This is a genomic window from Azoarcus sp. Soil_N_20 (assembly GCF_057656155.1).
Window position 1 is genome coordinate 13,750 of sequence record NZ_JBDGKX010000028.1, and the last position, 25,942, is coordinate 39,691.

General features: G+C 65.3%; 25 protein-coding genes and 1 pseudogene. 9 read left to right on the forward strand and 17 right to left on the reverse strand.

Annotated features, from left to right (window positions below; translation table 11 throughout):
- Positions 1-140 precede the first annotated feature (140 nt).
- The 4 genes from AC3A35_RS27080 to AC3A35_RS27095 are packed head-to-tail and all read right to left on the reverse strand — an operon-like array spanning position 141 to position 3,601.
- Positions 141-1,502 (reverse strand): NAD(P)/FAD-dependent oxidoreductase, encoded by a 1,362-nt coding sequence (locus AC3A35_RS27080; protein ID WP_487439663.1) that lies wholly within the window; start codon positions 1,500-1,502, stop codon positions 141-143.
- A 29-nt stretch (positions 1,503-1,531) separates the two neighbouring features.
- Positions 1,532-2,605: an alanine racemase gene (gene alr, locus AC3A35_RS27085; protein WP_487439664.1), complete on the reverse strand. Its 1,074-nt coding sequence runs from the start codon at positions 2,603-2,605 to the stop codon at positions 1,532-1,534.
- Positions 2,606-2,643: 38 nt separating this feature from the next.
- Positions 2,644-3,021: a Rid family detoxifying hydrolase gene (locus AC3A35_RS27090; protein WP_487439665.1), complete on the reverse strand. Its 378-nt coding sequence runs from the start codon at positions 3,019-3,021 to the stop codon at positions 2,644-2,646.
- 34 nt (positions 3,022-3,055) lie between these two features.
- Positions 3,056-3,601, reverse strand: a complete 546-nt coding sequence (locus AC3A35_RS27095; RefSeq protein WP_487439684.1) for an FAD-dependent oxidoreductase — start codon at positions 3,599-3,601, stop codon at positions 3,056-3,058.
- 182 nt (positions 3,602-3,783) lie between these two features.
- On the opposite strand from AC3A35_RS27095, the pseudogene AC3A35_RS27100 reads away from it, so the two are divergent.
- From AC3A35_RS27100 to AC3A35_RS27115, 4 genes and pseudogenes are all read left to right on the forward strand, one after another.
- Positions 3,784-4,011 (forward strand): annotated as a pseudogene (locus AC3A35_RS27100) (hypothetical protein); the annotation flags it as partial.
- Positions 3,909-4,238, forward strand: a complete 330-nt coding sequence (locus AC3A35_RS27105; RefSeq protein WP_487439685.1) for a TyrR/PhhR family helix-turn-helix DNA-binding protein — start codon at positions 3,909-3,911, stop codon at positions 4,236-4,238. The pseudogene AC3A35_RS27100 and the gene AC3A35_RS27105, both read left to right, overlap by 103 nt.
- Before the next feature lie 207 nt (positions 4,239-4,445).
- Complete coding sequence (locus AC3A35_RS27110) at positions 4,446-5,936, forward strand: NAD-dependent succinate-semialdehyde dehydrogenase (protein ID WP_487439666.1); 1,491 nt, start codon at positions 4,446-4,448, stop codon at positions 5,934-5,936.
- A 79-nt stretch (positions 5,937-6,015) separates the two neighbouring features.
- Positions 6,016-7,008: a porin gene (locus tag AC3A35_RS27115; protein ID WP_487439667.1), complete on the forward strand. Its 993-nt coding sequence runs from the start codon at positions 6,016-6,018 to the stop codon at positions 7,006-7,008.
- An 86-nt stretch (positions 7,009-7,094) separates the two neighbouring features.
- Here the strand turns inward: AC3A35_RS27115 and AC3A35_RS27120 are convergent, their stop codons facing one another.
- Entirely contained in the window at positions 7,095-7,385 is a 291-nt protein-coding gene (locus tag AC3A35_RS27120; RefSeq protein WP_487439687.1) for a hypothetical protein, read from the reverse strand.
- Here AC3A35_RS27120 and argC point away from each other — a divergent pair.
- From argC to AC3A35_RS27145, 5 genes are all read left to right on the forward strand, one after another.
- Complete coding sequence (gene argC / locus AC3A35_RS27125; RefSeq protein WP_487439668.1) at positions 7,308-8,249, forward strand: N-acetyl-gamma-glutamyl-phosphate reductase; 942 nt, start codon at positions 7,308-7,310, stop codon at positions 8,247-8,249. The genes AC3A35_RS27120 and argC overlap by 78 nt on opposite strands.
- A gap of 361 nt (positions 8,250-8,610) precedes the next feature.
- Positions 8,611-9,315 carry a haloacid dehalogenase type II gene (locus AC3A35_RS27130; RefSeq protein WP_487439669.1) on the forward strand — a complete coding sequence of 235 codons (705 nt, stop codon included), beginning with the start codon at positions 8,611-8,613 and terminating at the stop codon, positions 9,313-9,315.
- A complete protein-coding gene (locus AC3A35_RS27135) occupies positions 9,312-10,367 on the forward strand; it encodes a phosphotransferase (RefSeq protein WP_487439670.1) in 1,056 nt (351 codons plus the stop codon). The genes AC3A35_RS27130 and AC3A35_RS27135 overlap by 4 nt, the downstream gene beginning before the upstream one ends.
- Positions 10,368-10,503: 136 nt before the next feature.
- Complete coding sequence (locus AC3A35_RS27140) at positions 10,504-11,733, forward strand: aspartate aminotransferase family protein (RefSeq protein ID WP_487439686.1); 1,230 nt, start codon at positions 10,504-10,506, stop codon at positions 11,731-11,733.
- Positions 11,734-11,764: 31 nt separating this feature from the next.
- Complete coding sequence (locus tag AC3A35_RS27145; protein ID WP_487439671.1) at positions 11,765-12,268, forward strand: Lrp/AsnC family transcriptional regulator; 504 nt, start codon at positions 11,765-11,767, stop codon at positions 12,266-12,268.
- Between the two features lie 179 nt (positions 12,269-12,447).
- Here the strand turns inward: AC3A35_RS27145 and AC3A35_RS27150 are convergent, their stop codons facing one another.
- The 12 genes from AC3A35_RS27150 to AC3A35_RS27205 form a co-directional block, all read right to left on the reverse strand.
- Positions 12,448-12,882 (reverse strand): helix-turn-helix domain-containing protein, encoded by a 435-nt coding sequence (locus AC3A35_RS27150; protein ID WP_487439672.1) that lies wholly within the window; start codon positions 12,880-12,882, stop codon positions 12,448-12,450.
- 29 nt (positions 12,883-12,911) lie between these two features.
- Positions 12,912-13,883, reverse strand: a complete 972-nt coding sequence (locus tag AC3A35_RS27155) for a threonine/serine dehydratase family protein (protein WP_487439673.1) — start codon at positions 13,881-13,883, stop codon at positions 12,912-12,914.
- Positions 13,884-13,950: 67 nt separating this feature from the next.
- Entirely contained in the window at positions 13,951-14,940 is a 990-nt protein-coding gene (locus AC3A35_RS27160; RefSeq protein WP_487439674.1) for an ornithine cyclodeaminase family protein, read from the reverse strand.
- Positions 14,941-15,093: 153 nt separating this feature from the next.
- Complete coding sequence (locus AC3A35_RS27165; RefSeq protein ID WP_487439675.1) at positions 15,094-15,846, reverse strand: cupin domain-containing protein; 753 nt, start codon at positions 15,844-15,846, stop codon at positions 15,094-15,096.
- A 35-nt stretch (positions 15,847-15,881) separates the two neighbouring features.
- The gene (locus AC3A35_RS27170) at positions 15,882-17,027 is read right to left on the reverse strand and encodes an NAD(P)/FAD-dependent oxidoreductase (RefSeq protein WP_487439676.1); all 1,146 of its coding nucleotides are present in this window, start codon (positions 17,025-17,027) and stop codon (positions 15,882-15,884) included.
- Positions 17,024-18,517, reverse strand: a complete 1,494-nt coding sequence (locus AC3A35_RS27175; RefSeq protein WP_487439677.1) for an FAD/NAD(P)-dependent oxidoreductase — start codon at positions 18,515-18,517, stop codon at positions 17,024-17,026. Before AC3A35_RS27175 ends, AC3A35_RS27170 begins: the two co-directional genes overlap by 4 nt.
- Entirely contained in the window at positions 18,502-18,807 is a 306-nt protein-coding gene (locus AC3A35_RS27180) for a (2Fe-2S)-binding protein (protein ID WP_487439678.1), read from the reverse strand. Before AC3A35_RS27180 ends, AC3A35_RS27175 begins: the two co-directional genes overlap by 16 nt.
- Positions 18,804-20,663: an ABC transporter ATP-binding protein gene (locus AC3A35_RS27185; protein WP_487439679.1), complete on the reverse strand. Its 1,860-nt coding sequence runs from the start codon at positions 20,661-20,663 to the stop codon at positions 18,804-18,806. Before AC3A35_RS27185 ends, AC3A35_RS27180 begins: the two co-directional genes overlap by 4 nt.
- A 2-nt stretch (positions 20,664-20,665) precedes the next feature.
- Positions 20,666-21,493, reverse strand: coding sequence for an ABC transporter permease (locus tag AC3A35_RS27190; protein ID WP_487439680.1), 828 nt, complete (start codon positions 21,491-21,493; stop codon positions 20,666-20,668).
- 92 nt (positions 21,494-21,585) lie between these two features.
- Entirely contained in the window at positions 21,586-22,539 is a 954-nt protein-coding gene (locus tag AC3A35_RS27195) for an ABC transporter permease (RefSeq protein ID WP_487439681.1), read from the reverse strand.
- Between the two features lie 191 nt (positions 22,540-22,730).
- Positions 22,731-24,347, reverse strand: coding sequence for an ABC transporter substrate-binding protein (locus AC3A35_RS27200; protein ID WP_487439682.1), 1,617 nt, complete (start codon positions 24,345-24,347; stop codon positions 22,731-22,733).
- A 148-nt stretch (positions 24,348-24,495) separates the two neighbouring features.
- Positions 24,496-25,773 carry an NAD(P)/FAD-dependent oxidoreductase gene (locus AC3A35_RS27205; protein WP_487439683.1) on the reverse strand — a complete coding sequence of 426 codons (1,278 nt, stop codon included), beginning with the start codon at positions 25,771-25,773 and terminating at the stop codon, positions 24,496-24,498.
- Positions 25,774-25,942 lie beyond the last annotated feature (169 nt).

Here is a 25,942-nt window from a genome sequence, read left to right on the forward strand (position 1 = left end):
CGCTTCGCTTGCGGCCCGATGATGTGGAAACCCTGTACTACATCTACCTTAGACCCTTGCTCCCGAAAAGGTTACGAGTCGTGAACACTGGTTGCCGAGGACAGGGGTGGGGCGGGCTGTATAGCGGTGGCCCGAGCCGCTCAATGCAGCTTCACGCCGGGATCGGTCTGACGCCGCAGCCAGCCGGTGAGCGTGTCGAGCGCGGTCTTCCAGAAGCCGTGCAGGGCCATGCGATGGCTGCGGTACAGCGACCAGTACATCAGGCTCGCGACGAAGCCCTCGATGCGGATGCCCTTGCCGCGCACGAAGCCCATGAGGCTGCCCAGTGCCCCGCGGTGGCCGAGGGAGACCAGCGCGCCGTGGTCGCGGTAGCGGAAGGGCTGCACCGGCTCGCCGCGCGCAAGCGCGGGCAGGGCGCGGGCGAGGTAGCTCGCCTGCTGGTGGGCGACCTGGGCGCGCGGGGGCAGCGTCGCCTGCACGTCCTGCCAGGGCACGGCGGCACAGTCGCCCATGGCGAAGACGTGCGGGTCGCGGGTGCTGCGCAGCCACGCGTCGACCCCCAGCCGGTCGATGCGGTCGGTCTCCAGGCCGTCGAGTCCACGCAGGAATCCGGGGGCGCGGATGCCGGCGGCCCAGACGACGAGATCGGCCGGGATCGCCTCTTCGCCCGCGGTGTGGATCGCGTCGGGCGCGACCCGCGTCACCTTCACCCCCGCGTGGATCTCGATGCCCTGCTCGGCGAGCACGCGCGCGACCGAAAACGACAGCGCCTCCGAGAGCCCCGGCAGGATGCGCGGGCCGGCCTCGATAAGATGGATACGGATGTGGCGCGCGGCGTCGAGGTTCTTCAGGCCGTAGCCGGCGAGCACGCGGGTGGCATTCCGCAGCTCCGCGGCGAGCTCAACCCCGGTCGCGCCGGCGCCGACGATGGCGATCTTGAGCTGTTCGCCGCAGTCGGGCACGCGGTAGTTGGCCCCGAAGCAGGCATTGACCAGCTTGCGGTGGAACAGATGGGCCTCCCAGGCGGCGTCGAGCTTCCAGGCGTGCTCGGCCACGCCCGGCGTGCCGAAGTCGTTGCAGGTCGAGCCCACCGCCATCACCAGGGTGTCGTAGCCGATGCGCCGCTCGGGCAGCACCAGCGCGCCGTCGTCGTCGTGCACCTCGCCCACCACGATCGTGCGCGCGCTGCGGTCCAGGCCCGTCATTGGGCCGCGGCAGTACTCGAAGCGGTTCCAGCGCGCCTGGTAGAGGTAGTCGACCTGCTCGGCGTGGATGTTGAGGCTGCCCGCGGCGACCGCGTGCAGCAGCGGTTTCCACATGTGGGTGCGGGTGCGGTCGACCAGCACCACCTGGAAGCGACCCGAGCGGCCGTGGCGCCGGCCCAGCCGTGTGGCGAGCGCGAGGCCGCCCGCGCCGCCGCCGACGATGACGATGCGGTGAGGGCGCGAGGGCTGGGCACCATTCGTATCGAAGCCGCCCGAAGGGGTATGTGTCGTTTTCATGGTCTTGGTATCTGCTTGTCCGCGTCCCGTCATCCCCCGACATAGGACCGGGCGTAGCGGTTGCCGAGGCTGGTGAGGATCTCGTAGCCGATCGTCCCGGCGCGGCCGGCGATGTCGTCGACGCCGAGGTCGGGGCCGGCGATATCGATGAGCGAGCCCTCCCGGATGGTGTCTTCGCCGAGCGCGGTCACGTCGACGAGGATCGTGTCCATCGAGACGTTGCCGACGACCGGCAGGGCGGTGACGTCGAATTGCACGTAGCCCCGGTTGCTTAGGCCGCGCAGGTAACCGTCGGCGTAGCCCACGGCGACGGTGGCGATGCGCGAGCGCCGTGGCGCGGTCCAGGTGTGGCTATAGCCCACTGGCGTGCCGGCCTCGATGGTGCGTGTCTGGATGACTTTGCCTTGCAGGCGGATGACGGGGCGCATCGGATTCGGTGCGCCGGCGACCGGCGCGACCCCATAGAGCGCGGCGCCCGGCCGTGCCAGCTCGAAGTGGTAGTCGGCACCCAGGAAGATGCCCGAGGAGTTGGCAAAGCTCGCCCGGGTGCGGGGCAGGCGGGCGAGCGCGCCCCGGAAGCGCTCGAGCTGAAGGCGGTTCGCCGGACTGCCCTGGTCTTCGGCGCTCGCCAGGTGACTCATGACGAAGCGCAGATCGATGCCGCGCAGCTGGGCCCGGTCGCCGGCGACGACGTCCAGCTCGTGCGGGGAGAGCCCCAGGCGGGCCATCCCGGTGTCGATCTGCAGGATCGCGGGCAGCGGCCGCTCTAGTTTGCACGCCAGTTCGCGCCAGGCGGCCACCTGGGCCAGGCTGTTCAGCACGGGGACGAGGTCGTGGACCACGAACTCGGGTTCGGCCCCCGGCGTCGCCCCGTGCAGCACGTACACGACCGCATCCGGATGCAGGGCAGGGCGCAGTGCGATGGCCTCGTCCACGTGCGCGACGAAGAAGTGGCGGCATCCCGCCTCGTAGAGCGCCGGGGCTACCTTGAGGGCGCCAAGGCCGTAGGCGTCGGCCTTGACCACTGCGGCGCATTCGGCCGCGGCGAGCCGTGTCTTCAGCATCCGCCAGTTGGCGCAGATGGCACCGAGGTCGACCGTCAAGAGCGCTCCAGGGTGGAGGGGCTGGCGAGCACTCATGGTCAACGCTCGATGCGGGCGATCGCCGCGATCTCGACGCGCGCGCCGGTAGGCAGCGCCGCAACCTGCACGGTGGAGCGGGCCGGGCGATGTGCGCCGAAGCGGCGCGCGAACACCTCGTTCATTTGCGCGAACTCACTGAGATCGGTCATGTAGACGTTCACCGAGACGACCCTGGCGAGCGCGCTGCGGCCGGCGGCGAGCACGGCCTCGAGGTTGTCGAAGACCTGCTCGGTCTGGGCCGCGATGTCGCCGCCAAGCCTCTCGCCGGTCGCGGTGAGCGGGATCTGTCCCGACGTGTGGATCCAGCCGTCGATCACGATGGCTTGGGAATAGGGGCCGATTGCCATGGGGGCCTGCTCGGTGGAAATGATCTGCATTGGGGTTTCTCCTTGGGGTTGTCGTTGTCGGGGGTCAGGCGTAGCGGGAGACGGCGAGATCGTCCGTCTCGATCTCGGGCTTGCGGCCGCTCACCGTGTCGGCCATGACGCGGCCAGTGCCGGCCGCCATGGTCCAGCCGAGCGTGCCGTGGCCGGTGCTGAGGAACAGATTGGGGTAACGCCTGCCGCCGACGATGGGGGTGCCGTCCGGTGTCATCGGCCGCAGCCCGGTCCAGAACTCGGCTTTGCTCACATCGCCGCCCTTCGGGACGAGGTCCTTGACCACGAACTCGAGGGTGGCGCGCCGCTTCGCGTTGAGGTTCAGGTCGAAGCCCGAGAGCTGCGCGGTGCCGCCCACCCGGATGCGGTCGCCGAGGCGGGTGACCACCTTGTGGGTCCCGTCCATGACGGTGGACTCGGGTGCCTTGCCCGGATCCGAAATCGGCCGGCGCGTGCCATGTAGTATGCCATGGTGGTGCCGATCACCCCACTGCCGAGGATGAGGACGTGCATGCTGTTTCTCCTGGTTGCTGTGTGCTGGCCCGCTGCTGCACGGACGGGCTCGTGGGCCTACAGCAATGGCTGTGCCAGAGTTGAAAGGAGCTCAAAAACAGTTATTTAGGAAGAGTGAAGGAGGCTTCGTCGGCATTGCCGTATCGAAATCGATACGCTATTTCGGGGGCGGGTTGATGGAATCGCGCGGAAATCCATGCGTTACCGCGGCGTGGTCGAGGTGTATCGCTTCTGATACGACGTAACGAAATGAATACATCTGCCGCCCTGCCCATTGATGTGCTGTTCTCCGACCGGGCCGGCTTCGCGACGGCATCCTGCCGCTCGCACGACTCTTTCTCCTTCGCGCCTGCGCCCGGACCGGTCGCGGCCCGATGCGCCTGTCGTCGGAGGCACGAGCGGCGCTGCTTGCCAACCCCCTGGGTCGGCAACGTCCGCGAGTCGCAGAACGTCATCTTCCGCGCGGTGACGATGGTCGAACGCAAGGTGATCGACGCCGACGACCTGGAGCTCGCGCGTGCCGCGAATCCGGCGGGCGAGGGGAGGGGGACGCCACGACGCTCGAGTCGGCCGTCGCCGCATTCGAAAAGAAGTTGCTCGAGGGCCTTTACCAGGGCTTCCCGTCCTCGCGCCGGCTCATCAAACGGCTCGGCGCTTCCCATTCAGCGATCGCGGGGCGCCTGCGGCGATACGGGATCGGTTGAGCAGGACCATCCCAGGAGTGCTTCGGAGCCCGCTTTCGGTTGGCTTCCGCACAAAATTCCGTCAGGCCGGTGAATTCGCATTTTGCTGCTGTAAGCACCCCCAGCGACGCGGCCATCGTCCGTCCGTACATCCCTAAGCTGTGTCTACCGGCTTCGTGACCGCTCCCGCGGCGACGAATGGCCCTAACTCAAAGCAAAGGATGCGCGATGACTTCGACCCTGAACCTCACGCCGACGCGTGACGACCTGATCCGAACCCGCAACTTCATCGGCGGACACTGGTGTGACGGTGCCGACGGCAGGACCTTCGACGTCCTCGATCCGGCCGACGACGGCCGCATCGTACAGGTCGTCGACAGCGGCTCCGAAGACGCCAAGGCCGCTGTCGACGCCGCCAGCGCCGCGTTTCCGGCGTGGCGCGACACCCCCGCGCGTCAGCGTGCGCAGCTTCTCAAGCGCTGGCACGCCGCGATCCTGGCGAACCAGGATGACCTTGCCCGGATCATTTCGCGCGAGCAGGGCAAGCCGCTCGCAGAGGGGCGCGGCGAGGTGCTGTATGCGGCGAGCTACGTCGAGTGGTTTGCCGAGGAGGCCGTCCGTGCCTACGGTGACGTCATCCCGGCGGCGGTGGCCGGACGCAATATGCAGGTGGTCAAGGAGGCGGTCGGCGTGGTCGCGGCGGTGACGCCGTGGAACTTCCCGGCCGCGATGATCGCGCGCAAGATCGCGCCCGCGCTCGCTGCGGGTTGCACCGTGGTGTGCAAGCCGGCCGAAGACACGCCGCTCACCTCGCTTGCGCTGGTGCGGCTCGCCGAGGAGGCTGGCCTGCCGGCGGGCACGCTCAACATCGTCACCGCGTCGCGCGAGACTGCCCCGGCGGTGGTCAGCCAATGGCTCGAGGACCGCCGCGTGCGCAAGATCACCTTCACCGGTTCGACCCCGGTGGGCAAGCACCTCGCGCGCGAGTCCGCCGCCACCCTGAAGAAGCTCTCGCTCGAACTCGGCGGCAACGCGCCTTTCATCGTGTTCGAGGACGCAGACCTCGATGCGGCCGTGGAGGGGCTGATGGTGGCCAAGTTCCGCAACGGCGGGCAGACCTGCGTCAGCCCGAACCGGGTGTTCGTGCACGACGCGGTACACGACGCCTTCGTCGCCAAGCTCGCCGAGCGCATGGGCAAGCTCACGGTGGGGCCTGCCACCCGCCCCGATGCGCTCATCGGCCCGATGATCAACGCACGTGCGGTCGAGAAGATTCTGCGCCACATCCAGGACGCCCTCGACAAGGGTGGGCGGCTTGTGCTCGGAAGCGCGCGCGGGCTCGCCCAGCTCGGCCCCAACTTCGTCTTGCCCGCGCTCATCACGGGCGCGACCACCGACATGGCGCTCGCGCACGAGGAAACCTTCGGCCCCGTGATCCCGGTGTTCCGCTTCGGTAGCGAGGCGGAGGTCCTCGAGATTGCCAACGCCACTCCCTACGGCCTCGCCTCGTACTTCTACTCGAATGACCTTGATCGCGTGTGGCGCGTCGCCGCCGCGCTGGAGGCCGGCATCGTCGCGATCAACGAGGGAGCGTTCGCGTCCGAAGCCGCGCCCTTCGGCGGGATCAAGGACTCCGGCTACGGTCGCGAGGGTTCGCGCTACGGCCTGGACGAGTACATGCATACCAAATATCTGTGCCAGGGCAACCTGAAGCGCTGATCCCCACACCGTGTCGGGACGGTGGGGATCGGCGCGGCGTCATATCCACACCACCTCCATCGGGTAACGGGAGACATTGATGCAATACACGAAAAAAGTTCAACATCGAGCCGCGCGGAGCGTGACCCTTGCGTGCGCTCTCGCGGCGACTGCGGCAGGGGCACAAGCCCAGAGCAATGTGAAGGTGTACGGCGTGCTCGATCTCGGCTTCGTCCACCGCACTAATGGGTTCACCGGTATCGAGCGCGGCAAGAACAACCGGCTCGGCTTTCAGGGGTCGGAAGATCTGGGCAACGGGCTCAGCGCGACCTTCCATCTGCAAACGCGCTTCAATCCGGACACGGGGACGCAGGAGCGGGCTGCCGTGCTGTGGCAGGGCGAGAGCACCGTGGGCCTGGCAAGCAAGACCTTGGGCGCGCTGCGCATGGGCCGCGGGGTGACGCCGATGAATCAAAAGAACTGGAAGTTCGAGCCCTGGGAATCGAGCGGCTTCAACGCCTCGTTCAACGCGTTCCAGCTCGGCAATTTCACGTACAGCGCCGACGGCACCAACGACGCCGCGGTGGGTTCGGCGAATTTCATCCGCATCCCGAACGCCGTGTTCTACAACTCGCCGACGATCAATGGTTTCAGTGTGGCGGTGGCGGGACAGGTGGAGAAGGACGCCAATGCCCGCGGGCGCAACCGTGGGTTCGCGGTCAGCTACGACAGCGGCCCGGTCGCCCTGATGCTTGCCGGGGAGGAAAACACCGACCGCGACCGCATCGGCTTCGTCGCTGCTTCGTACGCCCTCGGAGCAGCGCGGGTGATGGGCTCTTTCAGCCGTATCGACCACAGAGAGCGGGAGGACGAGTCGAGCTACGTCGTGGGGGCGACCTACGATGTCGGTCCCGGCATGCTGCGTGCCGGCTTCGGGCGCGATATCGACCTGGATGTCAGCCGCGTTTCGGCGGGCTACCTCCATCCGCTGTCCAAGCGCACCAAGGTCTATCTGGACCTCTGGCGTCATCGCACGCCGGTGTCTGCGAGCACCTACAACGGCGTCGCACTGGGCGTGAGTCACAGCTTCTAAGCGCGCGATCGGGCGCTTCGTTTCTCTCTCCTCTTTCGGCCGGGGCTTCAGCGGGAACTTCAATGCCGCCCCGGCCGTTTTCTTGCTCAGGCCGACTCTGCGGCGCAGCGCGAGTCCACGCCGTCGTTCTCGATGTCCATGATTTCGATCTGCTGGAACACCTGCGCGCCCGCGCAGATCTTCCCGATCGGATGATGGGCATCCGTGCCGTCTTCGGACAGCCGTTTCAGCGCCTCGTCGCGCAGCTGCCCGGCCGGGGTGGCGAAGAGCAGTGCAATTACGAATAGGAGCCAATGAAAATGCACAAGGTCTTTATCGATGGCGAATCGGGCACGACCGGATTGCAGATCAGGTCGAGATTGCAGCAACACCCGCATATCGAGATCGTGAGTATTGACTACGAAAAGAGGCGGGATATCGACGCAAAACGCCGGCTGATGCAAAGCGTCGATGTGACGGTCTTGTGCTTGCCGGACGATGCGGCAAAAGAGTCCGCGGCATTGGCAATCGACGCCGGCTGTCGCGTGCTTGACGCCAGTACGGCGCACCGGACAGCGGCGGGATGGGTGTACGGCATGCCCGAATTATGTCCGGGTCAACGGGACGAGATCCGGGGTGCCGCCAAGGTGTCCAATCCGGGTTGCTATCCCACCGGAGCCATTCTATTGCTGCGACCCTTGATCGACGAAGGCTTGCTGGAGGCAGACACTGCCTATCCCATTACGGCGGTGTCCGGTTATACCGGAGGCGGCACGAAGTTGATCGATCAGTATGAGTCATCCACCGGGCACGCGCCGGCGTTTGCCGCCTATGGGCTGGATTTCTCCCACAAGCATCTGCCGGAAATTCAGACTTGGAGCAGGCTGGCTGTGCGCCCGTTCTTTCTGCCCAGTGTTGCCAACTATCCTCAGGGGATGCTCGTCTTCATTCAAATCGAGCACAAGAGCGACCGCGAGAGCGTGCATTTCCATCAAGCGCTCGAACGTCGATACAAGGGCGAACAGTTCGTGGAAGTCTATCCGTACAACGTGATCGATCCGGAAACAGCCCCATTCCTTACCCCGCACGCGATGGACGGCTCCAATTCCGTGCGGTTGATGGTGTTTGGCTCCAGCGAGAACGACAAGTCACTTCTCGTGGCGAAACTGGATAACCTTGGCAAGGGGGCATCCGGCGCGGCGGTTCAAAACTTGAACGTGATGCTGGGCGTAGAAGAAGGAATTGCTACCGTCCTGGCTTGAAGCATCACAACGTTGTCAATTCGCCTGCCGCAGCCACCATCCTGCCTGCCTTGCCCAAACGACCTGCCGCCAGCATGACGTCAGCCCTCGGCCGATGCATTGAAGGTGGTGCGCGTCACCGAACCTGTCGCCGCGCCCAGGACGAACTTCCGTATTGCCGGCAACTACATCGGACTGGATCTTGCCCCGACAAGGTTCGACCTCAACGGGCGCCGCCGAAAATGCCTGACATGCTCCAGATTCAAGTGGAAACTGCTTGAGTCTCGCGGCAATAGAGCATCTCCACAGGGCTGATATCCATAAACTTGAATTCGTCAAACCTGACATCCACCCTGTCGTCAGCCTGTAGGAGACCAACCAAATGAAATACCAACCGAAATTCATCAGCTTCGATTGTTACGGGACGCTCATCAACTTCGAAATGGGGCCGACTGCAAAAAAAATATTCGAAGACCGCGTGCCGACTGATCGGATGCCGGCTTTTCTGGACAGTTTTCGGTTCTACCGGCTCGATGAAGTATTGGGTGAGTGGAGCCCGTTCTTTGACGTTGTTGAAAATTCCATTCAGCGGGCGTGCAAGGCCCACGGCGTCGAATATCGTCAATCCGATGCGGTCGCCCTATACGACGCCGTCCCCACCTGGCAGCCCCACCCGAACGTCGTCGAGACACTCGAGGCCATCGCGCCGCATGTCCCGCTGGTGATCCTGTCGAACTCGATGGTCGATCTGATTCCGGCCAGCGTCGCCCACCTCAAGGCACCCTTCCACGCCGTGTACACCGCCGAGGAAGCACGCGCCTACAAGCCGCGCGCCCAGATGTTCGAATACATGTTCGATCAACTCGGCTGCGGACCAGAGCAGATGATGCACGTCTCGTCGAGCTTCCGTTACGACCTCATGACGGCACACGACCTGGGATTCATGGCCAAGGCCTTCATCGATCGCGCCCACGAGCCCGCGTGCGAAGGCTATGGCGTCAACAGGTTGACCGACATCCGCCAGCTTCCCGGTCTGCTCGGGCTCGAGTTTCCGGCCCGGACCGCCACGACAAGACGAGTCGCATGATGGCGGAGGATCGTCCGATTGCGGCGGCGACCTTGGGCACGGCGGCACCCAGCCTCGCCTCGGACGAGGCGGGGGCCCTGGTCCGCCGGCTCTACGGGTTCCATGGCCGCGTCAGATCACTGGCGGGCGAGCGCGACCAGAATTGCGGCATCGAGACCGACGACGGCAGCCGTTACGTGTTCAAGATCAGCAACCCGTCCGAGCCGGTTTCGGTGGTCGATTTCCAAATTGGCGCGCTCGAGCACATTGCCCGCGTATCGCCCGACCTGCCGGTGCCACGCGTCGTGCGAACGCTGGGCGGACGCACGCGCGACACGGTGACCTTGCCCGGCGGGGTCCAGACCACGGTGCGGATGCTGACCTATCTCGATGGCATCCAGATCCGGGAAACTCCGCGGACCGCCGCACAGCGTCGGGCAATGGGGGCCTTTCTGGCCAGATTGAACCTCGCGCTGCGCGATTTCTCGCATCCTGCGGCGACGCACGATCTGCTCTGGAACGTCTCCGCAGCACACCGGCTGACCGCCAAATTCGATGCGATCGACGACGCCCCGCGTCGCGCGCTTGCCGAGTCGTTCATGAAGCGCTTCACCGACCATGTCCTGCCGCGTCTGACCTCGGTGAGGGCGCAGGTCATCCACAACGACTACCACCTCTACAACGTGCTGGTCGCGCCCGACGATCATGAACGCATCCTTGGGGTCATCGACTTCGGAGACATGCTGCATGCGCCGCTGGTCGGCGAGGTCGGCACGGCGGCGGCATTCCATATGACGGGCTGCGCCGATCCGTTCGAGGGGCCGTCGCAGTTCGTGGGGGCCTATCACGCGATCCTGCCCCTTGCCGAAGCGGAGCAGGAGATCGTTGCCGATCTCATGGCCACGCGCCACCTCATCACCGCACTGATTTCGGAATGGCGCGCCAAGCGCTACCCCGAGAACCGCGCCTACATCATGCGCCACAACCCTGCAGCCTGGGAGGCGCTGTCCCAGTTGGTCGATCTTTCCCGCGATGAGATGCGCGACCGACTGCTGACCGAAGTACGAAAATGAAAAGGAAAAGCCAATGAAAAGCACCACTGACCTGAATATGGTCAATGCCTACATCCCCGGACGTGTCGACGTAGGCCCCGTCACCGCCGCGATGATCGAGCGGCGCGACGCCTTGCTCGGCCCGGCATATCGGCTGATGTACGAACATCCGCTGCACATCGTGCGCGGCGAAGGCGTGTGGCTGATCGATCCGGAAGGTCGCCGTTACCTCGACGTCTACAACAACGTCGCCTCACTCGGGCATTGTCACCCGGCGGTGACCGAGGCGATACGCAGCCAGGTGCAGACGCTCGCGACCAACACCCGCTACCTGCACGACACGATTCTCGAGCTGGCCGAACGTCTGCTCGGGACCGTGCCCGAGACTGACCTTGCTCATCTCATGTTGACCTGCACGGGCAGCGAGGCAAACGACGTCGCCTATCGCATCGCCAAGGTCCGCACCGGCGGCACGGGCGTGATCGTGACCGAAACCGCCTATCACGGCTTCACCGACGCGGTGTCGCAATTCTCGCCATCTCTCGGCCCGACGGTCGATCTGGGCGCGCACGTTCGCCTGGTTCCGGCACCGCGCCTCTATCATGCCGAGGGTGTTGACCTCTCCGAGCGTTTCACGCGCGATGTGGAGGCGGCGATCGCCGATCTTCGGCGCCACGGCATCAAGCCGGCGGCACTGATTGTGGATTCCCTGTTCACCAGCGACGGCATCCTCCCTGGACCAACGGGCTTTTTGAAGGGCGCGGTCGACGCGATCAAGCGGGCCGGCGGCATTTTCATCGCCGACGAGGTCCAGCCCGGCTTCGGCCGGACGGGCGAGCATATGTGGGGCTTTCAGCGTCACGGCGTCATCCCCGACATCGTCACCGTGGGCAAGCCGATGGGCAATGGACAACCTGTCGCGGGACTGCTCGCCACCGCCGACGTGTTGGCGGAATTCGGCAAGAACTCACGATACTTCAACACCTTCGCCGGCAATACCGTATCGTGCGCAGCGGCGCTGGCGGTGCTGGATACGATCGAAAGAGAAGGCCTGGTGCAGCATGCCGCCAGGGTCGGGAAGATCCTGCACGAGGGCATCGCCGCGCTTGCCAACCGGCACGAGGCCATAGGTGATGTGCGTGGCGCGGGCATGTTCGTCGGCGTGGAACTGGTCTCGCACCGCGCATCGCGAGCGCCCGACCGCGAGTTCACCAGCCGGGTGGTCAATCGAATGCGCGACAAGGGCGTCCTGCTCAGCGCCTGCGCGATGGGACACAATGTGCTCAAGATTCGACCGCCGCTGGTGCTGTCAGCGGAACAGGCCGGCATGGTGATCGAAACGCTCGACGAAGCGCTCAGCGCAGCGCAATCGGCAAAACCGGGGTAACCGGGAGCGGCACTGAGGGTAGTATCGACTCATGCAATCTTCAGCTTCCCTCGACCAGTTCGACATCAAGATTCTTGTGCATCTTCAGCGCGAGGGACGCTGTTCCAATGTCGAACTGGCCGAGGCCATTGGCCTCAGTCAGAGCCCATGCCTCCTCCGTACGAAACGGCTTCAGGAAATCGGCGTGATCCGGGGCTACGGCGCGGAGGTCGCCCTGGAGAAACTGGGCAGCTACGTCATCGTGTTTTCCGAGGTGACCCTCGGCAGCCATCACGTCCCGGACTTCCGCAGATTCGAGGCAGGGGTCGGCAAGTACCCCGAGATCGTCGAATGCTACAACGTCAGTGGCGGCTACGATTACCTTCTGAAAATCGTCGCGCCTGGTGTTGCCTGTTTTCAGGCGCTCATGGAGCGGCTGTTGGATGACGATATCGGGATCGTGAAATTTTCCAGCCGGATCGTATTGCGGCAGCCGCTCGATCGCCGCGAGTATCCGCTGAACATTCTCATAAGCGGAGCGCCGAGTTGGGAGTGATGAGGTGACGCATCGGCGCATGAAATTTTGCACCGTGCGGCACTACTGAGTCCGTGCTGATACTCAACGGGCGGTCACCTACACGCACACAACGCATGGCCCTCCAGATATAAAAAACCTTGGGAGTCGAAGGGCGTGCCCCCAAGGAAAAGGGAGCCAGTTTGTTCCGGAGGCGTTCGTCAATCCACCCGGTCGCGGATGAACTTGCTCCGGGTGTGCAGACAGTGCGAGATGAATTCGCACGGAGTCATCCCGCAGGTGCGTTTGAAGTGACGGGCGAGGTGGCTCTGGTCGAAGAAGCCGACCTCGCAGGCGACTTCGGTCGGGCGTAGTCCCTGCCGCATCATTGACTGCGCGTGGCGAACACGCACCTCGCAAACGTAGCGGTAGGGTGACACGCCGATCCGCTGGCGGAACTGCTTGGCCAGGCTGAAGCGGGTGAGGCCGACGAGGGCGGCGAGCCCGTCGAGGCTGATCGGCTCGCGGAAGTTGTCCTCGATGAACTGCTTGGCCCGCGCGACGGCCCCGGCCACCGCGCACTTGTCGCCCACTGGGGTCCGGCCGCGAGGCGGGCACCGATGGGAAACGCCATAGGCGATCGGTTGGGCATCCATGACGGTCTGCTCAGACGCGAGCTCGCCCCTTACTCACTACCCTTGTATATCTCGGCAAGGTCGCTCAAGTCCCAGTTCCCGCCGCTCAATAACACACAGACTTTTTCATCTGGTCTGACCTTTACGGCGCCGGCCAATAGAGCGCCAATACCGATCGAAGCGGCGGGTTCAGCGATCAACTTCGCATCCTTGGCCAGCATGCGCATGCCAGCGATGATGTGCTCGTCTTCGACGAGAACGATCTCATCGACGTACTTCTCGATAATGGGAAACGGGTTCCGCCCCGGAACGCTGAGTCTCAAACCATCCGCAATGGTGTTCTTCAAAGGAAGCGATGTACGTTCCTTGTTTTTCCTGCTGTGGAAGTACTTCGGCGTCAAGGCCGGCTCAGCGCCTATTACACGCACCGAAGGTTTCGTTTCCTTGATGGCGGTCGCGATGCCGGAAATAAGGCCTCCTCCGCCCATGGGAATGATCACCGTGTCCACATCTTCGAGATCTTCCAATATCTCCAAGCCGATCGTTCCCTGACCCGCCATCACCAGAGGGTCCTCGAAAGCGTGAACCGCGGCGTAATTCATTTCTTCGGCAATTTCATACACCCTTTTCCATCTGGCAGCGTTATCGCCATCGAAAAGGATGACTTCCGCCCCGAGGGCTTGTGTATTGGCGATCTTGATCTTCGGCGTGGTGACCGGAAGCACCAATATCGCCTTTACGCCGAGCATCCTGGCGGCGTAAGCGAGCCCCTGGGCATGATTGCCCGAGGACGTGGCGATGATGCCGTTGGCGATCTCTTCCCTTGGAAGCGAAAGGGTCTTGTTCAGCGCGCCGCGGATCTTGAAGGCGCCCGTGATCTGCAGGGTTTCGGGCTTGAGCCATAGCTGGCAGCCGAGGGCCTTCTCCATCTTTTCTCCGCGCAATAGCGGCGTGTGCTTGATGTGGGGCCTCAGCCGTTCCTGGGCTTCGCGAATGTCCTGAATGGTCGGATAGTTGCGCATGGTGCCTATTTCCTTTTGTCTGCCAGAATTGCAGTGTGTGAGCGTGCGGGGAGGGCTTCGGTCGAAATCAGGCAATGAATTCGAAGAAGGTCCCGACGTTACCTTCTATTGCATTCTGATAGATCTTGTACGCGGTAGTATTGTCCTGGATGGCCATTCCGGTGGAATCGAAAATGGTGATCTCTTCATCATTTTCTCTTCCCGGTTTTCTGCCCAGCAGGATCTCGCCGATTTCTCCGTGGATGGCGTCCTTGGTGATGATGCCTCTATTCACGGGATGCCAGGTCTCGCCTTTCTCGATGCACTGCTCGATCGAGTCATTCACGATTTTCGCGTGTCTGAAGATCTCGGGATCGAATTCCTGCTTGCCTTGCATATCCGTGCCGATCGCAACGATGTGCGTGCCCGGCTTCACCCAGCTCGCCTCCACCAGCGACCCCTTCCCGCGGGTCGTGGTAATCAGGATGTCGGCCTGCTCGACAGCTTCCTTCTTGGAGCTCGCCCTGATCACGGGAATGCCGAACTCGCTTTCGATGTCGGCCTTGTATCTGGAAAGCGTATCCGGGTTGTGGTCCCATGCATGGATCTCCTCGATCTTCATGACCTCGGTGATCGCCCGGATCTGCATCCTGGCTTGATTCCCGGTGCCGATGGAGGTGATCTTTCTGGCATTCTTCCTTGCCAGCGCTTTTACCGAAACGGCGCCACATGCCCCGGTCCTGAGGCCGGTGAGCAGGCTTCCGTCCATCACGCAAATCAAGGCGCAGGTCCTGGCATCGAACAGCAGAATGGTGCCCATGCCGCTGGGCACGCCGTAGAGCCTCGGGTTGTCTGGGAGGCCTCCGGAAGACGCCTTCATGGAGATCACTTCATTGCCCTTGTAGTAGCCGAGCTTGAAGTCGATTTCGCCCCCGGAAGGGAGATGAATCCCGATATACGGGGGCTGATCCACCTGGTCGCTGCTGAACGCCTTGTATGCCTCTTCGACCGTGCCGATGACCTCCTTCATGGATATCAATCGGCTGACTTCCTCTTTCCTGAGCAGCAGCGTCTTCATTGATGTGACCTCGGTATTCTTGGATTCAGGACATGCGCCATATGCCCGCAACGGCAAGCCTGGCGTCTTCGGGTGGAGTCAACAGGGAGCGTGTTCGGACGTCGAGCAGGGCAGGTTGGGCGCTGTCTCATGTGGAAGTCTTCGTTCGGATGACTACACCGGGCGATAGATCGCGTACACCTTCGCCACGTGCTCGCGGCTCTCCCAACTGCACTGGGCTCCCTGTTCGACGATGAAGATGTCGCCGCGCGAGAAGGTGCCGCTGCGCCCCGTTTCATCCACGAAGGTCACGCTGCCTTCGAGCAGGTACATGAGTTCGTAGATGCGGTAGGACATCGCACGGCGGTGATAGGGGGTCGAGTCCCAGGTGCCGCAGATGAATACGCCATCGGCCGAAAGATGGTCGGTGTGATTGCGGCATACCGGTGCCGGCGTGAGCAGCAGCTCAGCCGCAGGTCCACCCGACGGTACCCACTCCGGGTTCTCCTCGATCGGCACGATGGCACGATCGCCTGGCTGGCTGTCGTGGTAGCGCATGAAGACAACCGATACCGACCCTTGCGCCGACCACGAGAATTCGGCTCCGTGGTGGATCACTGCGCTGTTGTCCGGCCCCAGCACCAGCGTGCGGTCTTGCTGGGTCAGCGTCAGTGTTCCTTCGCAGACGATGATGAACTCATCCATCGGCTGGGACTGCACCGCGCCGCTGCCGGTTTCCAGTGCGATGGCGCCCGCCGTCACCGGTCCGGCCGGAAAGTCCAGCACGCGGCGGCTCGCCAGGAAAGGGTCTTCCCCCGCCGAAGCGGTCAGAGGGATGCCCTGGCGCTTGTCCCGCGCAAACTCGCGCAGATCGATGAAGGTTCGCGGAGTGGTCTGGATCGCTGCTGCGTCCTGCAAATTCGACATGGTCTGTTCTCGATTCGTTGGGGTATGAATGAAAGCTAGGCCGCCTGCATCGCCTGCTTGGCAAAGCGGCCGATGTGGTAATGCTCGATCGGGGTGCTCGTCGCGCCGGTGTGGATCAGTTCCGCCATCACGTCGCCCACGCCCGGTCCCAACTGGAAACCGTGGCCGGAGAAGCCGAATGCGTAGAACAGGCCGGGAACGCGCGCGCTCGGTCCCATGACCGGCCGCTCGTCCTGCATGTAGCCCTCGATCCCGCTCCACACGCGGATGATGTTCAGGCGATTGAATGCCGGGATCACGCGCGGCAACTGCGCCAGCGTCATCAGCGTTCGGTGTGGGTGCACGTAGGCGCGCCGAAGTTCCAGGTCTACGGGTTCATGGCCGCCACCGCCGATGACGATGTTGCCGCGCTTGACCTGGCGGAAGTAGACGACCTCCTCCTTGACGGTTGTCGGCACGCCGATCGCCGGCCCAATCGCGTAGGGCACCGGCTCGGTAACGCACATCTGCGGACCTTTCGCCTGCATCGGCACCGGCTCGCCGAATTTGGCGCTGATGCGGTCGGCCCAGGCACCGGCACTGACCTGCACCGCCGGTGCGCGGAACACCCGGCCATCGGCGGCGGTGACGCGGAAGTCCACGCCATCCTTCTCGATGTCCACAATCTCGGTGTTTTCGAACACCTGCGCGCCCTCGCGCACCGCGGCACGCCCGAACGCGGGTGCCGCCAGGCGCGGATTGGCGTGGCCGTCGCTGTGCAAGTACGAGGTCATCAGGATGTTGGGGCCGAGGTAGGGAAACCTCTCGCGCATCCTGCGGCCACTGATGAGTTCCAGCTCGAGGCCGTGGAGTCTGGCATCGCGCGCATAGTTCTCCATCCGCTCCACATGCTCCGGGCGATAGCCGGCTCGCATGTTCCCGCTGACCAGGAATTCGACGTCCTCGCCGATCAATTCCTTGAGCCGGCCCCAGAGTGCGTGCGAACGCTGCGACAGCGGCAGCTGCTCGAAATGCCGCCCCTGCCGGCGTACATTGCCGAAGTTGACGCCGCTGGCCTGCTGGCCGATCAGGCCGCGCTCGAGCAGGATCACGGACACTCCGCGCTTGCGCAAGAAGAAGGCCGTGGCGGCGCCCATGAAACCGCCGCCGACGATGATGACATCCGCTGCATGCGTGCTCATTCCATCTCCTCCCGCACTGCAATTGAAAGCGGCTTGACTGGCGCCTGCCCGCGCAAGCGGCCGACCCGTTCCAGGGGAATGCCGGCGGCGTGGGCGATGACTTCGGCACCGGCGTGTCCGCAATAGCGCCCTTGGCAGCGGCCCATGCCGACGCGGCTGAAAGCCTTGGCGCGGTTGGCCTCGCACGCGCCCATCTCGTTCACGACGCGGCGCAGTTCACCGGCGGTGATCGCTTCGCAGCGACACACGATGGTGTCATCGGGCAGGCGTGCAGCCTGCTCGGCGGGCCACGGGAAGGCTTCGACGAGCCCGCGGCGGAAGCGCTCCATCACCCCGCGCTCGCGGCGCAGCGCCTCGCGCTCGCCTTCGGGCACCGACCGGCCCAGGTCCTGCAGCACCGCGTAGGCCGCAAGCTTTCCGGCGATCTCCGCGCCGTCGGCGCCGAGCACCCGTGCGCCGTCGCCGGCGAGGTAGACGCCCGCGACCGAACTGCGTCCGTCCTCGTCCACCGTGGGCAGCCACTGACGCGTCTCGCTGTCGAACCGGAACTCGCAGCGCGCGAGGTCGGCGAGCTGGGTTTCCGGGCGGAGGTGATAGCCGAGCGCCACCGCATCGCACGCAAGCTGATGGGTCGAGCCGTCCCGGCTACGGTAGGTGATCCCATGCACACCGTCTTCGGGCGTGCCGTGGATTTCCACCGGCTCGATGCCCGTCACCACCCGCACGCCGGCGCCGCGCAAGGTGCGCATCAGCGAGACGCCGTTCACAAGCAGCCGCGGCCGGGCGGCGAGCCTGGGCAGGGCGCGCACGCGTTTCCACAGGCTCGAGGTGTCGAGCACCGCTTCGACCTGCGCGCCCGCCTTCACGTACTGGGCGGCCACCAGGTAGAGCAGGGGACCGGTGCCGGCGAACACCACCCGGCGGCCGATGGCGCAGGCCTGGGACTTCAACGCGATCTGCGCCGCACCCAGGCTGTAGGTGCCGGCGTATTGCCAGCCTTTCACCGGCATGAGGCGGTCGGTCGCGCCTGAGCACACCACCAGCGCGTCGTATGGCAGCGCGCTCGCGATGCCATTGCGGACGGTATGGAGCTGACCGTCGAAGATGTTCCACGCGAGCGTTTCGGGCCGGTAGTCGATCGCTGCGCGGATAGACTCGAAGCCCTCATGCAGCGAGCGTGCGCGCTCGGCTTCCGTCCCGTACAGCGTCGGATAGGAGCGGGTGAAACCTTCCGGCTGGCGGCGGTAGATCTGGCCGCCGTCGCGGCGGCCCTCGTCCACCAGCACCGGCCGGATTCCGGCGGCGACCAGCGCCTGCGCGCAGCGCACGCCGGCCGGCCCCGCGCCGATGATGACCACGCGTTGAGCGCGATTCCCGGCATTCATGCCGGGGTCGGCGAAACCAGGCTGAGTGGCGCCGAAGGCTCCCCCGCCTTGTGGCGAGGAAACTCCGGCCTGCAGGCCGGAGTGACTCATCACGCGATGGCCCATGATGCCTCCGGTTGGGTGGTTACGATCTGCATGCCCTCGGCGACCACGGTGGTGCACGAACGCAGCCGCTCACCGGCCGCGGTCCACACCCAGCAGTCCTGGCAGGCGCCCATCAGGCAGAAGCCCGCGCGTCGCTCCTCGCCGAACTCGGAGCTGCGCACGCTGGTGCCGTTGCTCACGATGGCGACGAGCAGCGTGTCACCCGTGAGCGCCACGACGGACTTGCCGTCGAGCTCGAAGCGCACCGGGGCGCGGCCGGTTTCGGCCAGCCTCACGAATCGTCCTGTCATGCTGCTGCTCCTGCGACGAGTTTGAGCGGCGCCTGGGCACGGACGAGGTCTTCCTCGGCGCGGTGGCACAGAATGCTGCCGCCGTTGGTGAGCTGCCGCACCGGCGGGGGCGTCGTGTTGCACAGGCCGTCCACCCGCATGGCGCAACGGTCGATGAAGGGGCACAAGCCCGCCTGCGCAGACGGCATCGCGGCAAGTGCCGGCAGCGTGGATGGTGTGCGCCCCGTCACCTCCTCGAGCCAGCCGCGACGCAGCACGGGAATGGAAGTGTCCAGCAGGTGGGCGTAGGGGTGGAAGGGCGGCTCGCGCTGTGCGTCGCGCTGCCGCAGCTCGACCTTGCGGCCCGCGTACAGCACCACGATCTCGTCACAGATCGAGCGCACCGTGCCGAGGTCGTGGCTGATGAACATGTAGGACACATTCAGTTCGCGGCGCAGCTCCGCCATCAGCTCCAGGATCGCCGCGCCGACCACGGTGTCCAGCGCCGAGGTGACTTCGTCGCACAGGATCAGCTCGGGCTCGGCAGCGAGCGCGCGCGCGAGGTTGATGCGCTGCTTCTGCCCGCCGGAGAGCTCTCCGGGGAGGCGTTGCGCCACGCTCGCAGGCAGGCGTACCAGCTCGAGCAGCTCGGCCACGCGCTTGCGCCGCCGCTCGCCCGTCATCCCGTGATAGAACTTGAGCGGACGCGACAGGATGGCTTCGATCGTGTGCTGCGGATTGAGCGCGGTGTCCGCGTTCTGGAACACGTACTGGACGCGGCGGAACTGCTCCCGCGTGCGCCCTTCCAGCGTCGGCGCGAGCGCGTCGCCGTCGAGCAGGACCTGGCCTGCGGAAGGCGAGACCATGCCTGCGATCGCGCGCGCCAGGGTGGTTTTGCCGGAGCCCGATTCGCCGATCACGCCGACGGTCGCACCGCGCCGGATCTTGAGATTGATATCCTGCAGGACCAGCTTTCCGCCTGCGTCCGCACCCTTTCCGTTGCCGAAGCGCACCGCAAGATCGCGCACTTCGAGAATGACGTCTTCGCGCTCTTGCTGCGCGCCGGCACTCGCCGTCGAGGCGGTCCGTGCGGCGGGGTCCATCGCGGCCAGCAGGCTGCGGGTGTAGGGATGAGCCGGGGCGGAGAGGATCTGCTCGGTGCGGCCGGTTTCCTGGATCTGGCCGTTCTGCAGTACCACGATACGGTCGGCCATCTGGGCGACCACCGCGAGGTCGTGCGACACGTACACCGCCGTGGTGCCGCGCTCGCGCACCACCTTCTTGAAGGCCAGAAGCACCTCGATCTGGGTGGTGACGTCGAGCGCCGTGGTCGGCTCGTCGAGAACGACCAGGGCCGGGTCGGTGATCAGCGCCATCGCCGCCATCAGGCGCTGCAGCTGGCCGCCGGAGACCTGGTGCGGATAGCGCGAACCGATGCCCTCCGGATCGGGCAGCGCCAGCTCGCGGAAGAGCTCGACCGCCTTGGCCTCGGCCTGGCGACGCGACATCGTCTTGTGGATGAGCGCGCTCTCGATCACCTGCTCCATGATGGTCTTGGACGGATTGAAAGCCGCCGCCGCGCTCTGCGCGATGTAGGACACGGTACGGCCGCGCAGATGGGAGAGCTCGTCCGGGCCGAGGCCGAGCACCTCGACCTCGTCGATGCGCACCGATCCGCCGACGATGCGGCAACCCCTGCGTGCATAGCCCATCAGCGACAGGGCAATGGTGGTCTTGCCCGAGCCGGACTCGCCGATCAGGGCGAGCACTTCGCCCTTCTCGAGCGTGAAGTCGGCGCCGTGTACAATCGGCACGTCCTCGCCCTGCGCGTTGCGCGCGGCCACTCGCAGGCCGCTTACCTTGACGATGTCATTCATGATCAGGCACCTTCCTTGTCACGTTTGGCACGCCCGCCGAGGCTGTCGATGAGCAGCGTCACGCCGATGGTGAGGGTCGCGATCGCGATCGCGGGGGCAAGCACCGCCGGGGCGCCTTCGCTCAGGCCCAGGATGTTCTCGCGCACCAGCGAACCCCAGTCGGCGTCAGGAGGCTGCACGCCCAGGCCGAGGAAGCTCATCGCGGCCAGGAGCAGCACCACGAACACGAAGCGCATGCCGAAATCGGTCAGTACCGGGCGGTACATATTGGGCAGGACCTCGATGAAGATGATGTAGGCCATGCCTTCGCCGCGGGCGCGCGCCGCCTGGATGAAGTCCATCGTCATTACATTGACGGCCAGTGCGCGCACGATCCGGTAGGAGCCCGGCGTGTAGGCGAGGGCCGCGGTGAGGATCAGCAGTGGCACCGAGGACCCGAAGGAGGCGACCATGATCAGGGCGAAAAGCTTGTTCGGGATCGAGATCAGCGCGTCCATGCTGCGGCTCAATACGGCGTCGACCCAGCGTCCCGCTGTGCCACCGCCGCCGGCCGCGGCCCCGGTGAGCCCGAGCACGGTGCCGAGCAGGCAGGCGAACACGGTGCCGGCCAGGGCCACCCCGATGGTGTAGGGGGCTCCGTTCAGTACCCGGCTGAGCATGTCGCGCCCGAGATAGTCGGTTCCCAGCGGGAACGCGCCGCTCGCGGGGCCAAAGGCGTCGTCGCTGACGAGCGCGTTGGCCGGGTGGGGCGCCAACGAGGGCCCCGCCACCACCATGACCAGCCAGAAGCCGACGATGAACAGGCCGATCAGGCCGGTGAGGGGCAACATCCTTCGCCGGCTTCGTCGCTTTGCTGGCTGCACGTTCATCGAAGGAACGAGGCGGCGGTCGCCCTCGGGCGCCGCAGGGGTGATGGAAGGATTCATTTGCGCAGTCTCGGATTGGATACGATTGCACTCACGTCGGCCACGAGGACCAGCACCATGTAACCCAGGCAGAACAGCATCGCGCACGCCTGCACCAGGGGCATGTCGCGAGTCGCTACCGCGTCGAGCATCAGGGTCGCGATGCCCGGGTAGTGGAAGATCGATTCGACGATGATCACCCCGCCAAGCAGGTAGGACAGGCTCAGGGCGACGGCGTTGGCGATCGGGCCTACTGCGTTCGGCAGCGCGTGCTTGAGCACCACGCGTACCGGTCCGGCGCCCTTGAGGACAGCCATCTCCACGTAGGGCGAGCTGAGCTGGTCGATCACCGCCGCGCGCGTCATGCGCGCCATCTGGGCGACCAGCCCACAGCACAGGGTCAGCACCGGCATGGCGTAGGCGCGCAGCAGATCGCCGAAGGAGCGTATCTCCGAAACATGCGACAGCGCCGGCAGCCACTGCAGATGGACCGCGAAGAGCAGCACCGCGAGGGTGGCGATCAGGAACTCCGGCACCGAGACGGCGGACACCGCCGCCGTGTTCATCGCACGATCGAAGAGCGAGCCCCGGTACATCGCCGACAAGATGCCGATCGTCAGGGCCAGGGGTACCGCGAGCATTGCGGTGATCGCCGCGAGTTTCAGCGTATTGGGCAGGCGGCTCGCGATCAGCTCCCCGACCGGCAGGCCGTTCACCAGGGAGTGGCCGGGGCTGCCCGTCACCAGCCCCATCAGCCAGTTGAGGTAGCGCACGTGGGGCGGTTGGTCGAGCCCGAACTTGGCGCGCAATGCCGCCACCGTTTCCGGGGTGGCCTCCTGGCCGAGAAGTGCCTGGGCCGCGTCGCCCGGCAGGAGAGTGGTGATCGTGAAGATTACCAAGGACACGATCAGCAGGGTCAGCGCCCCGGATCCGAGCCGTTTCACGACGAGTGGTGCAATGGTGCTGTTCATGCTTCCCCCAATTTCATCAAGGTTCCGAGGCGCGGCGTATCGGCGCGACGCCGAGGGGGCACCTCGAGCCCGCATGCCTGCGGCGATTCGAGGTGCCTTGCGCGACGCCTCGCCACTGCTGCGGTGCCCGCCGTACCGGCGGCTGGCACAGCAGTGGCCTTCACCTTCGACGTTGCCGAGCGCGACCTCGGTCAGGCCTCCAGCCAGACCCGCTCGGCGTACATGTAGCCCATGAGGCCGCCGAGCGGATGGCCGCCATAGCCCTTCAGTCGGGACGTGTAGCCGTCGAGGCTGGCGTTGAACTGCGGAATGCCGATACCTCCCTTCTCGTGGATCAGCACCTGCATGTCCGCATAGAACTGCTTGCGCTTGGCCTCGTCCGTTTCGGCGCGGGCGGCGAGCAGCAACTGGTCGAACTGCTCGCTCTTCCAGCCGGATTCGTTCCAATTGGCATCCGACTTGAAGAACAGGGTGAACAGCAGGTCGGCGGTGGGGCGGGGATTGACGTTGCCGAAACCGAGCGGGTGCTTCGCCCAGTGATTGGACCAGTAACCGTCGGAAGGCACTTGCTTGATGTCGAGCTTGAGGCCGATCTGTTGGCCCGAGAGCTGCATCAACTGCGCCATGTCGATCGACCCGGTCGCGGCAATCGACGCGACGATCGGGACGCTCTTGCCGGCCATGCCCGACTTCTGCAGGTGGAACTTCGCCTTTTCGGGGTCGAACGGACGTTGCGGTAGTCCCGCGAAGTAGTAACGATGGTTGGGGGCGATCGGCTGGTCGTTGCCGATCACGCCGTGGCCTCGATACGCCACCTTACGGATCTGCTCGCGGTCGAGGAGATACTTCATCGCGAGGACGAAGTCGGGGTTGCGCACCGGTCCGAGATCGTCGCGCATGATCAGATTGGTGTAGTTCCCGGTCTGGGACGCCAGCAGACTGAAGCCGGGGGCGTCGGCGATGCGCGCGGCCGAACGCGGGTTGACCGGATTGATCAGATGTACATCGCCCGAAAGCAGGGCGTTGATACGCGCGCCCTCGTCCGGAATCGAGAACGATTCGATTTCGTCCAGATAGGGCAGGCCGGGCTTCCAGTAGTCTTCGTTGCGCACGGCGATGGTACGCGCGCCGGGACGGAACTCCTTGCACTTGAACGGGCCGGTGCCATTGGCAGTGCTGAAGTCGGTGGTGCCGTCGCGCACGATCAGGAAATGCGAGGTGCCGAGGATGGCCGGCAGGTCGGCGTTCGCGGCACTGAGCTTGATCTGGACCTCATGCGGCCCGTTTGCCTTGGCCTCTTCGATTTGCTCGGCGACCGAGCGCACCTTGGAGCCCAGTTCCGGATTCTTGTGGCGCAGAAGCGAATACACCACGTCGGCGGAGGTGAAGGGCTTGCCGTCGTGGAAGCGCACGTCCTTGCGCAGCTTCACCGTCCACAGCATGGCGTCGTCGGTGGCGAAGGATTCGGCCAGCGACATCTGCGGGACGAGCTTGTCGTCGAGCATGGTCAAGCCGTTGTAGAAGGTGTAGGCCCGCGTGTAGTCGGCTGTTGCGCCGCCCTTGGCCGGATCCAGCGTGTCGGCGTTCGAGCCGGACTGGACCGCCACCTTGATGCGGCCGCCGCGGCTCGGCGTCTGTGCATAGACCGAGGACGCGGTGGTCAGCAGGCCGCCGGCGGTGGTGGCCAGGACGCCGCTCGCCAACAGCGCGCGCAGCACGTCGCGGCGCGATACGCCACGGCCCAGGTCTCCGGTGATGCGCTCCACCAGGTCGTGGTGCGCGCCGAACTGCTCTTTATTGTGTTGCATGGATTGTCTCCTCCGAGGGGTACATCACTACGGTGCCGCTTGCATGGCTCTGGCGCGACAAGTTGCAGCTGGTTGGCGGCACATGGCTGCGCCGCCGCTCCTCATCCGTTCAGTCGTTATCGGATTCCCTTTCTCCTTGGATTGCCGGCTAGTGAATCAGATCCTGGAACCGGTAGTACGCCCCGACGAAGGGCAGGAACCATGGTTTACCGAAATGGCCGGGGATGGCCGGCCAGTCGAGCTCGCGCCACGGGTTTGCTTCGGTCCTGCCGGCCATCACGTCGGCCATGAGCGCGCCCATGTGGACCGACATCTGTACCCCGTGGCCGCTGTAGCCGAGTGAATAGAACATGCCGTCGTGCTGCCCGGCGCGGGGCAGGCGGTCTGCCGTCATGTCCACCAGGCCGCCCCAGCAGTAGTCGATGCGCGCGGCGGCGAGCTCGGGGAAGGTCGCGGCGAGCGTCGCGCGCAGGACGCGGCCGCTCTTTTCGTCGGAGCGCGGATTCGACATCGCGAAACGTGCGCGGCCGCCGAAGACGAGCCGGTTGTCGGCGGTAGTGCGGAAATAGTTGCCGACGTTCTTCGAGGTGACGTAGCCGCGCCGGTGGGGCAGCAGGCGGTCGAGCACGGCAGGGTCGAGCGGCTCCGTGGTGATGATGAAACTCCCCACCGAAACCAGGCGGCGGCGGAACCAGCCGAACGGGCCGGTCCGGGAGCTGCCGCTGGCAAGCAGGACTTGCGTTGCGCGCACACTGCCGCGCGCCGAATCCACACGGTAGCTGCCGTCGCCGAGGCGCGCGATCCTGGTCACCGGGGCTTGTTCCACAATCCGTGCCCCGCGCTGTGCCGCGGCCTCGGCCAGACCGACGCCGAACTTTCCGACATGCATCTGGGCACTCGTCTTCTGCAACATGCCGCCGAAGAAGGCGTCCGATCCCACCTCGTCGCGCATGCGCTCGGGCGGGATCATCTCCACGTCCGGATCAACCTCGCGGGCGAGCCGCTCACAGGCTTTCGCCAGCTTGCCGTAGTGCTCCGGCTTTGCAGCAAGCTTGAGCCTGCCGCAACGGACGAAGTTGCAGTCGATGCGCTCGTGCGCGACGATCTGCTCCACGCTCCGTACCGCCGCATCGTATGCCTGGTAGTAGGCCCTGGCCCGCTCGGCGCCGATTCGGGCCGCGAGCGAACCGAAGTCGTGGGCAAGGCCGCTGTTGCACTGGCCGCCATTGCGGCCCGAGGCCTCGCCGACCACGCGTCCGGCCTCGAAGACCATCACCGATGCGCCGCGCTGCGCAAGTGCCAGCGCGGCCGACAAGCCGGTGAAGCCGCCGCCGACCACGGCGACGTCGACATGCCCGGATACCGGCTCCCGCTCGCCGCGAGTGAAGAGGGGGGCCGTGTCCAGCCAGTAGGAGTCCAGTTTCATCGCCTTACCTCGTATCGGGGCCGTGTCGCGTGCGCTTGTCAGAGACCGACCAGCGCCGGCAGGCCGCCGATGTCCTTGATCTCGTGGGCGCCCCAGACCGGCCAGCTGGGCTCGTGGCCGCGCGCGACGAAGACCCGGTTCTTGATGCCGACGTCGTCGGCCGAGAGGT

What these genes read in the sequence shown, in the direction of transcription:
- AC3A35_RS27205 (WP_487439683.1), bottom strand. Translation starts at nt 25,773, where the DNA reads ATGAAACTGGACTCCTACTGGCTGGACACGGCCCCCCTCTTCACTCGC.
- AC3A35_RS27090 (WP_487439665.1), bottom strand. Translation starts at nt 3,021, where the DNA reads ATGCAGATCATTTCCACCGAGCAGGCCCCCATGGCAATCGGCCCCTAT.
- AC3A35_RS27130 (WP_487439669.1), top strand. Translation starts at nt 8,611, where the DNA reads ATGAAATACCAACCGAAATTCATCAGCTTCGATTGTTACGGGACGCTC.
- AC3A35_RS27185 (WP_487439679.1), bottom strand. Translation starts at nt 20,663, where the DNA reads ATGAATGACATCGTCAAGGTAAGCGGCCTGCGAGTGGCCGCGCGCAAC.
- AC3A35_RS27200 (WP_487439682.1), bottom strand. Translation starts at nt 24,347, where the DNA reads ATGCAACACAATAAAGAGCAGTTCGGCGCGCACCACGACCTGGTGGAG.
- AC3A35_RS27165 (WP_487439675.1), bottom strand. Translation starts at nt 15,846, where the DNA reads ATGTCGAATTTGCAGGACGCAGCAGCGATCCAGACCACTCCGCGAACC.
- AC3A35_RS27175 (WP_487439677.1), bottom strand. Translation starts at nt 18,517, where the DNA reads ATGGGCCATCGCGTGATGAGTCACTCCGGCCTGCAGGCCGGAGTTTCC.
- AC3A35_RS27160 (WP_487439674.1), bottom strand. Translation starts at nt 14,940, where the DNA reads ATGAAGACGCTGCTGCTCAGGAAAGAGGAAGTCAGCCGATTGATATCC.
- AC3A35_RS27145 (WP_487439671.1), top strand. Translation starts at nt 11,765, where the DNA reads ATGCAATCTTCAGCTTCCCTCGACCAGTTCGACATCAAGATTCTTGTG.
- AC3A35_RS27140 (WP_487439686.1), top strand. Translation starts at nt 10,504, where the DNA reads ATGTACGAACATCCGCTGCACATCGTGCGCGGCGAAGGCGTGTGGCTG.
- AC3A35_RS27080 (WP_487439663.1), bottom strand. Translation starts at nt 1,502, where the DNA reads ATGAAAACGACACATACCCCTTCGGGCGGCTTCGATACGAATGGTGCC.
- AC3A35_RS27195 (WP_487439681.1), bottom strand. Translation starts at nt 22,539, where the DNA reads ATGAACAGCACCATTGCACCACTCGTCGTGAAACGGCTCGGATCCGGG.
- AC3A35_RS27105 (WP_487439685.1), top strand. Translation starts at nt 3,909, where the DNA reads ATGCGCCTGTCGTCGGAGGCACGAGCGGCGCTGCTTGCCAACCCCCTG.
- AC3A35_RS27155 (WP_487439673.1), bottom strand. Translation starts at nt 13,883, where the DNA reads ATGCGCAACTATCCGACCATTCAGGACATTCGCGAAGCCCAGGAACGG.
- argC (WP_487439668.1), top strand. Translation starts at nt 7,308, where the DNA reads ATGCACAAGGTCTTTATCGATGGCGAATCGGGCACGACCGGATTGCAG.
- AC3A35_RS27170 (WP_487439676.1), bottom strand. Translation starts at nt 17,027, where the DNA reads ATGAGCACGCATGCAGCGGATGTCATCATCGTCGGCGGCGGTTTCATG.
- AC3A35_RS27135 (WP_487439670.1), top strand. Translation starts at nt 9,312, where the DNA reads ATGATGGCGGAGGATCGTCCGATTGCGGCGGCGACCTTGGGCACGGCG.
- AC3A35_RS27120 (WP_487439687.1), bottom strand. Translation starts at nt 7,385, where the DNA reads ATGCGGGTGTTGCTGCAATCTCGACCTGATCTGCAATCCGGTCGTGCC.
- AC3A35_RS27190 (WP_487439680.1), bottom strand. Translation starts at nt 21,493, where the DNA reads ATGTTGCCCCTCACCGGCCTGATCGGCCTGTTCATCGTCGGCTTCTGG.
- AC3A35_RS27110 (WP_487439666.1), top strand. Translation starts at nt 4,446, where the DNA reads ATGACTTCGACCCTGAACCTCACGCCGACGCGTGACGACCTGATCCGA.
- AC3A35_RS27180 (WP_487439678.1), bottom strand. Translation starts at nt 18,807, where the DNA reads ATGACAGGACGATTCGTGAGGCTGGCCGAAACCGGCCGCGCCCCGGTG.
- AC3A35_RS27115 (WP_487439667.1), top strand. Translation starts at nt 6,016, where the DNA reads ATGCAATACACGAAAAAAGTTCAACATCGAGCCGCGCGGAGCGTGACC.
- AC3A35_RS27150 (WP_487439672.1), bottom strand. Translation starts at nt 12,882, where the DNA reads ATGGATGCCCAACCGATCGCCTATGGCGTTTCCCATCGGTGCCCGCCT.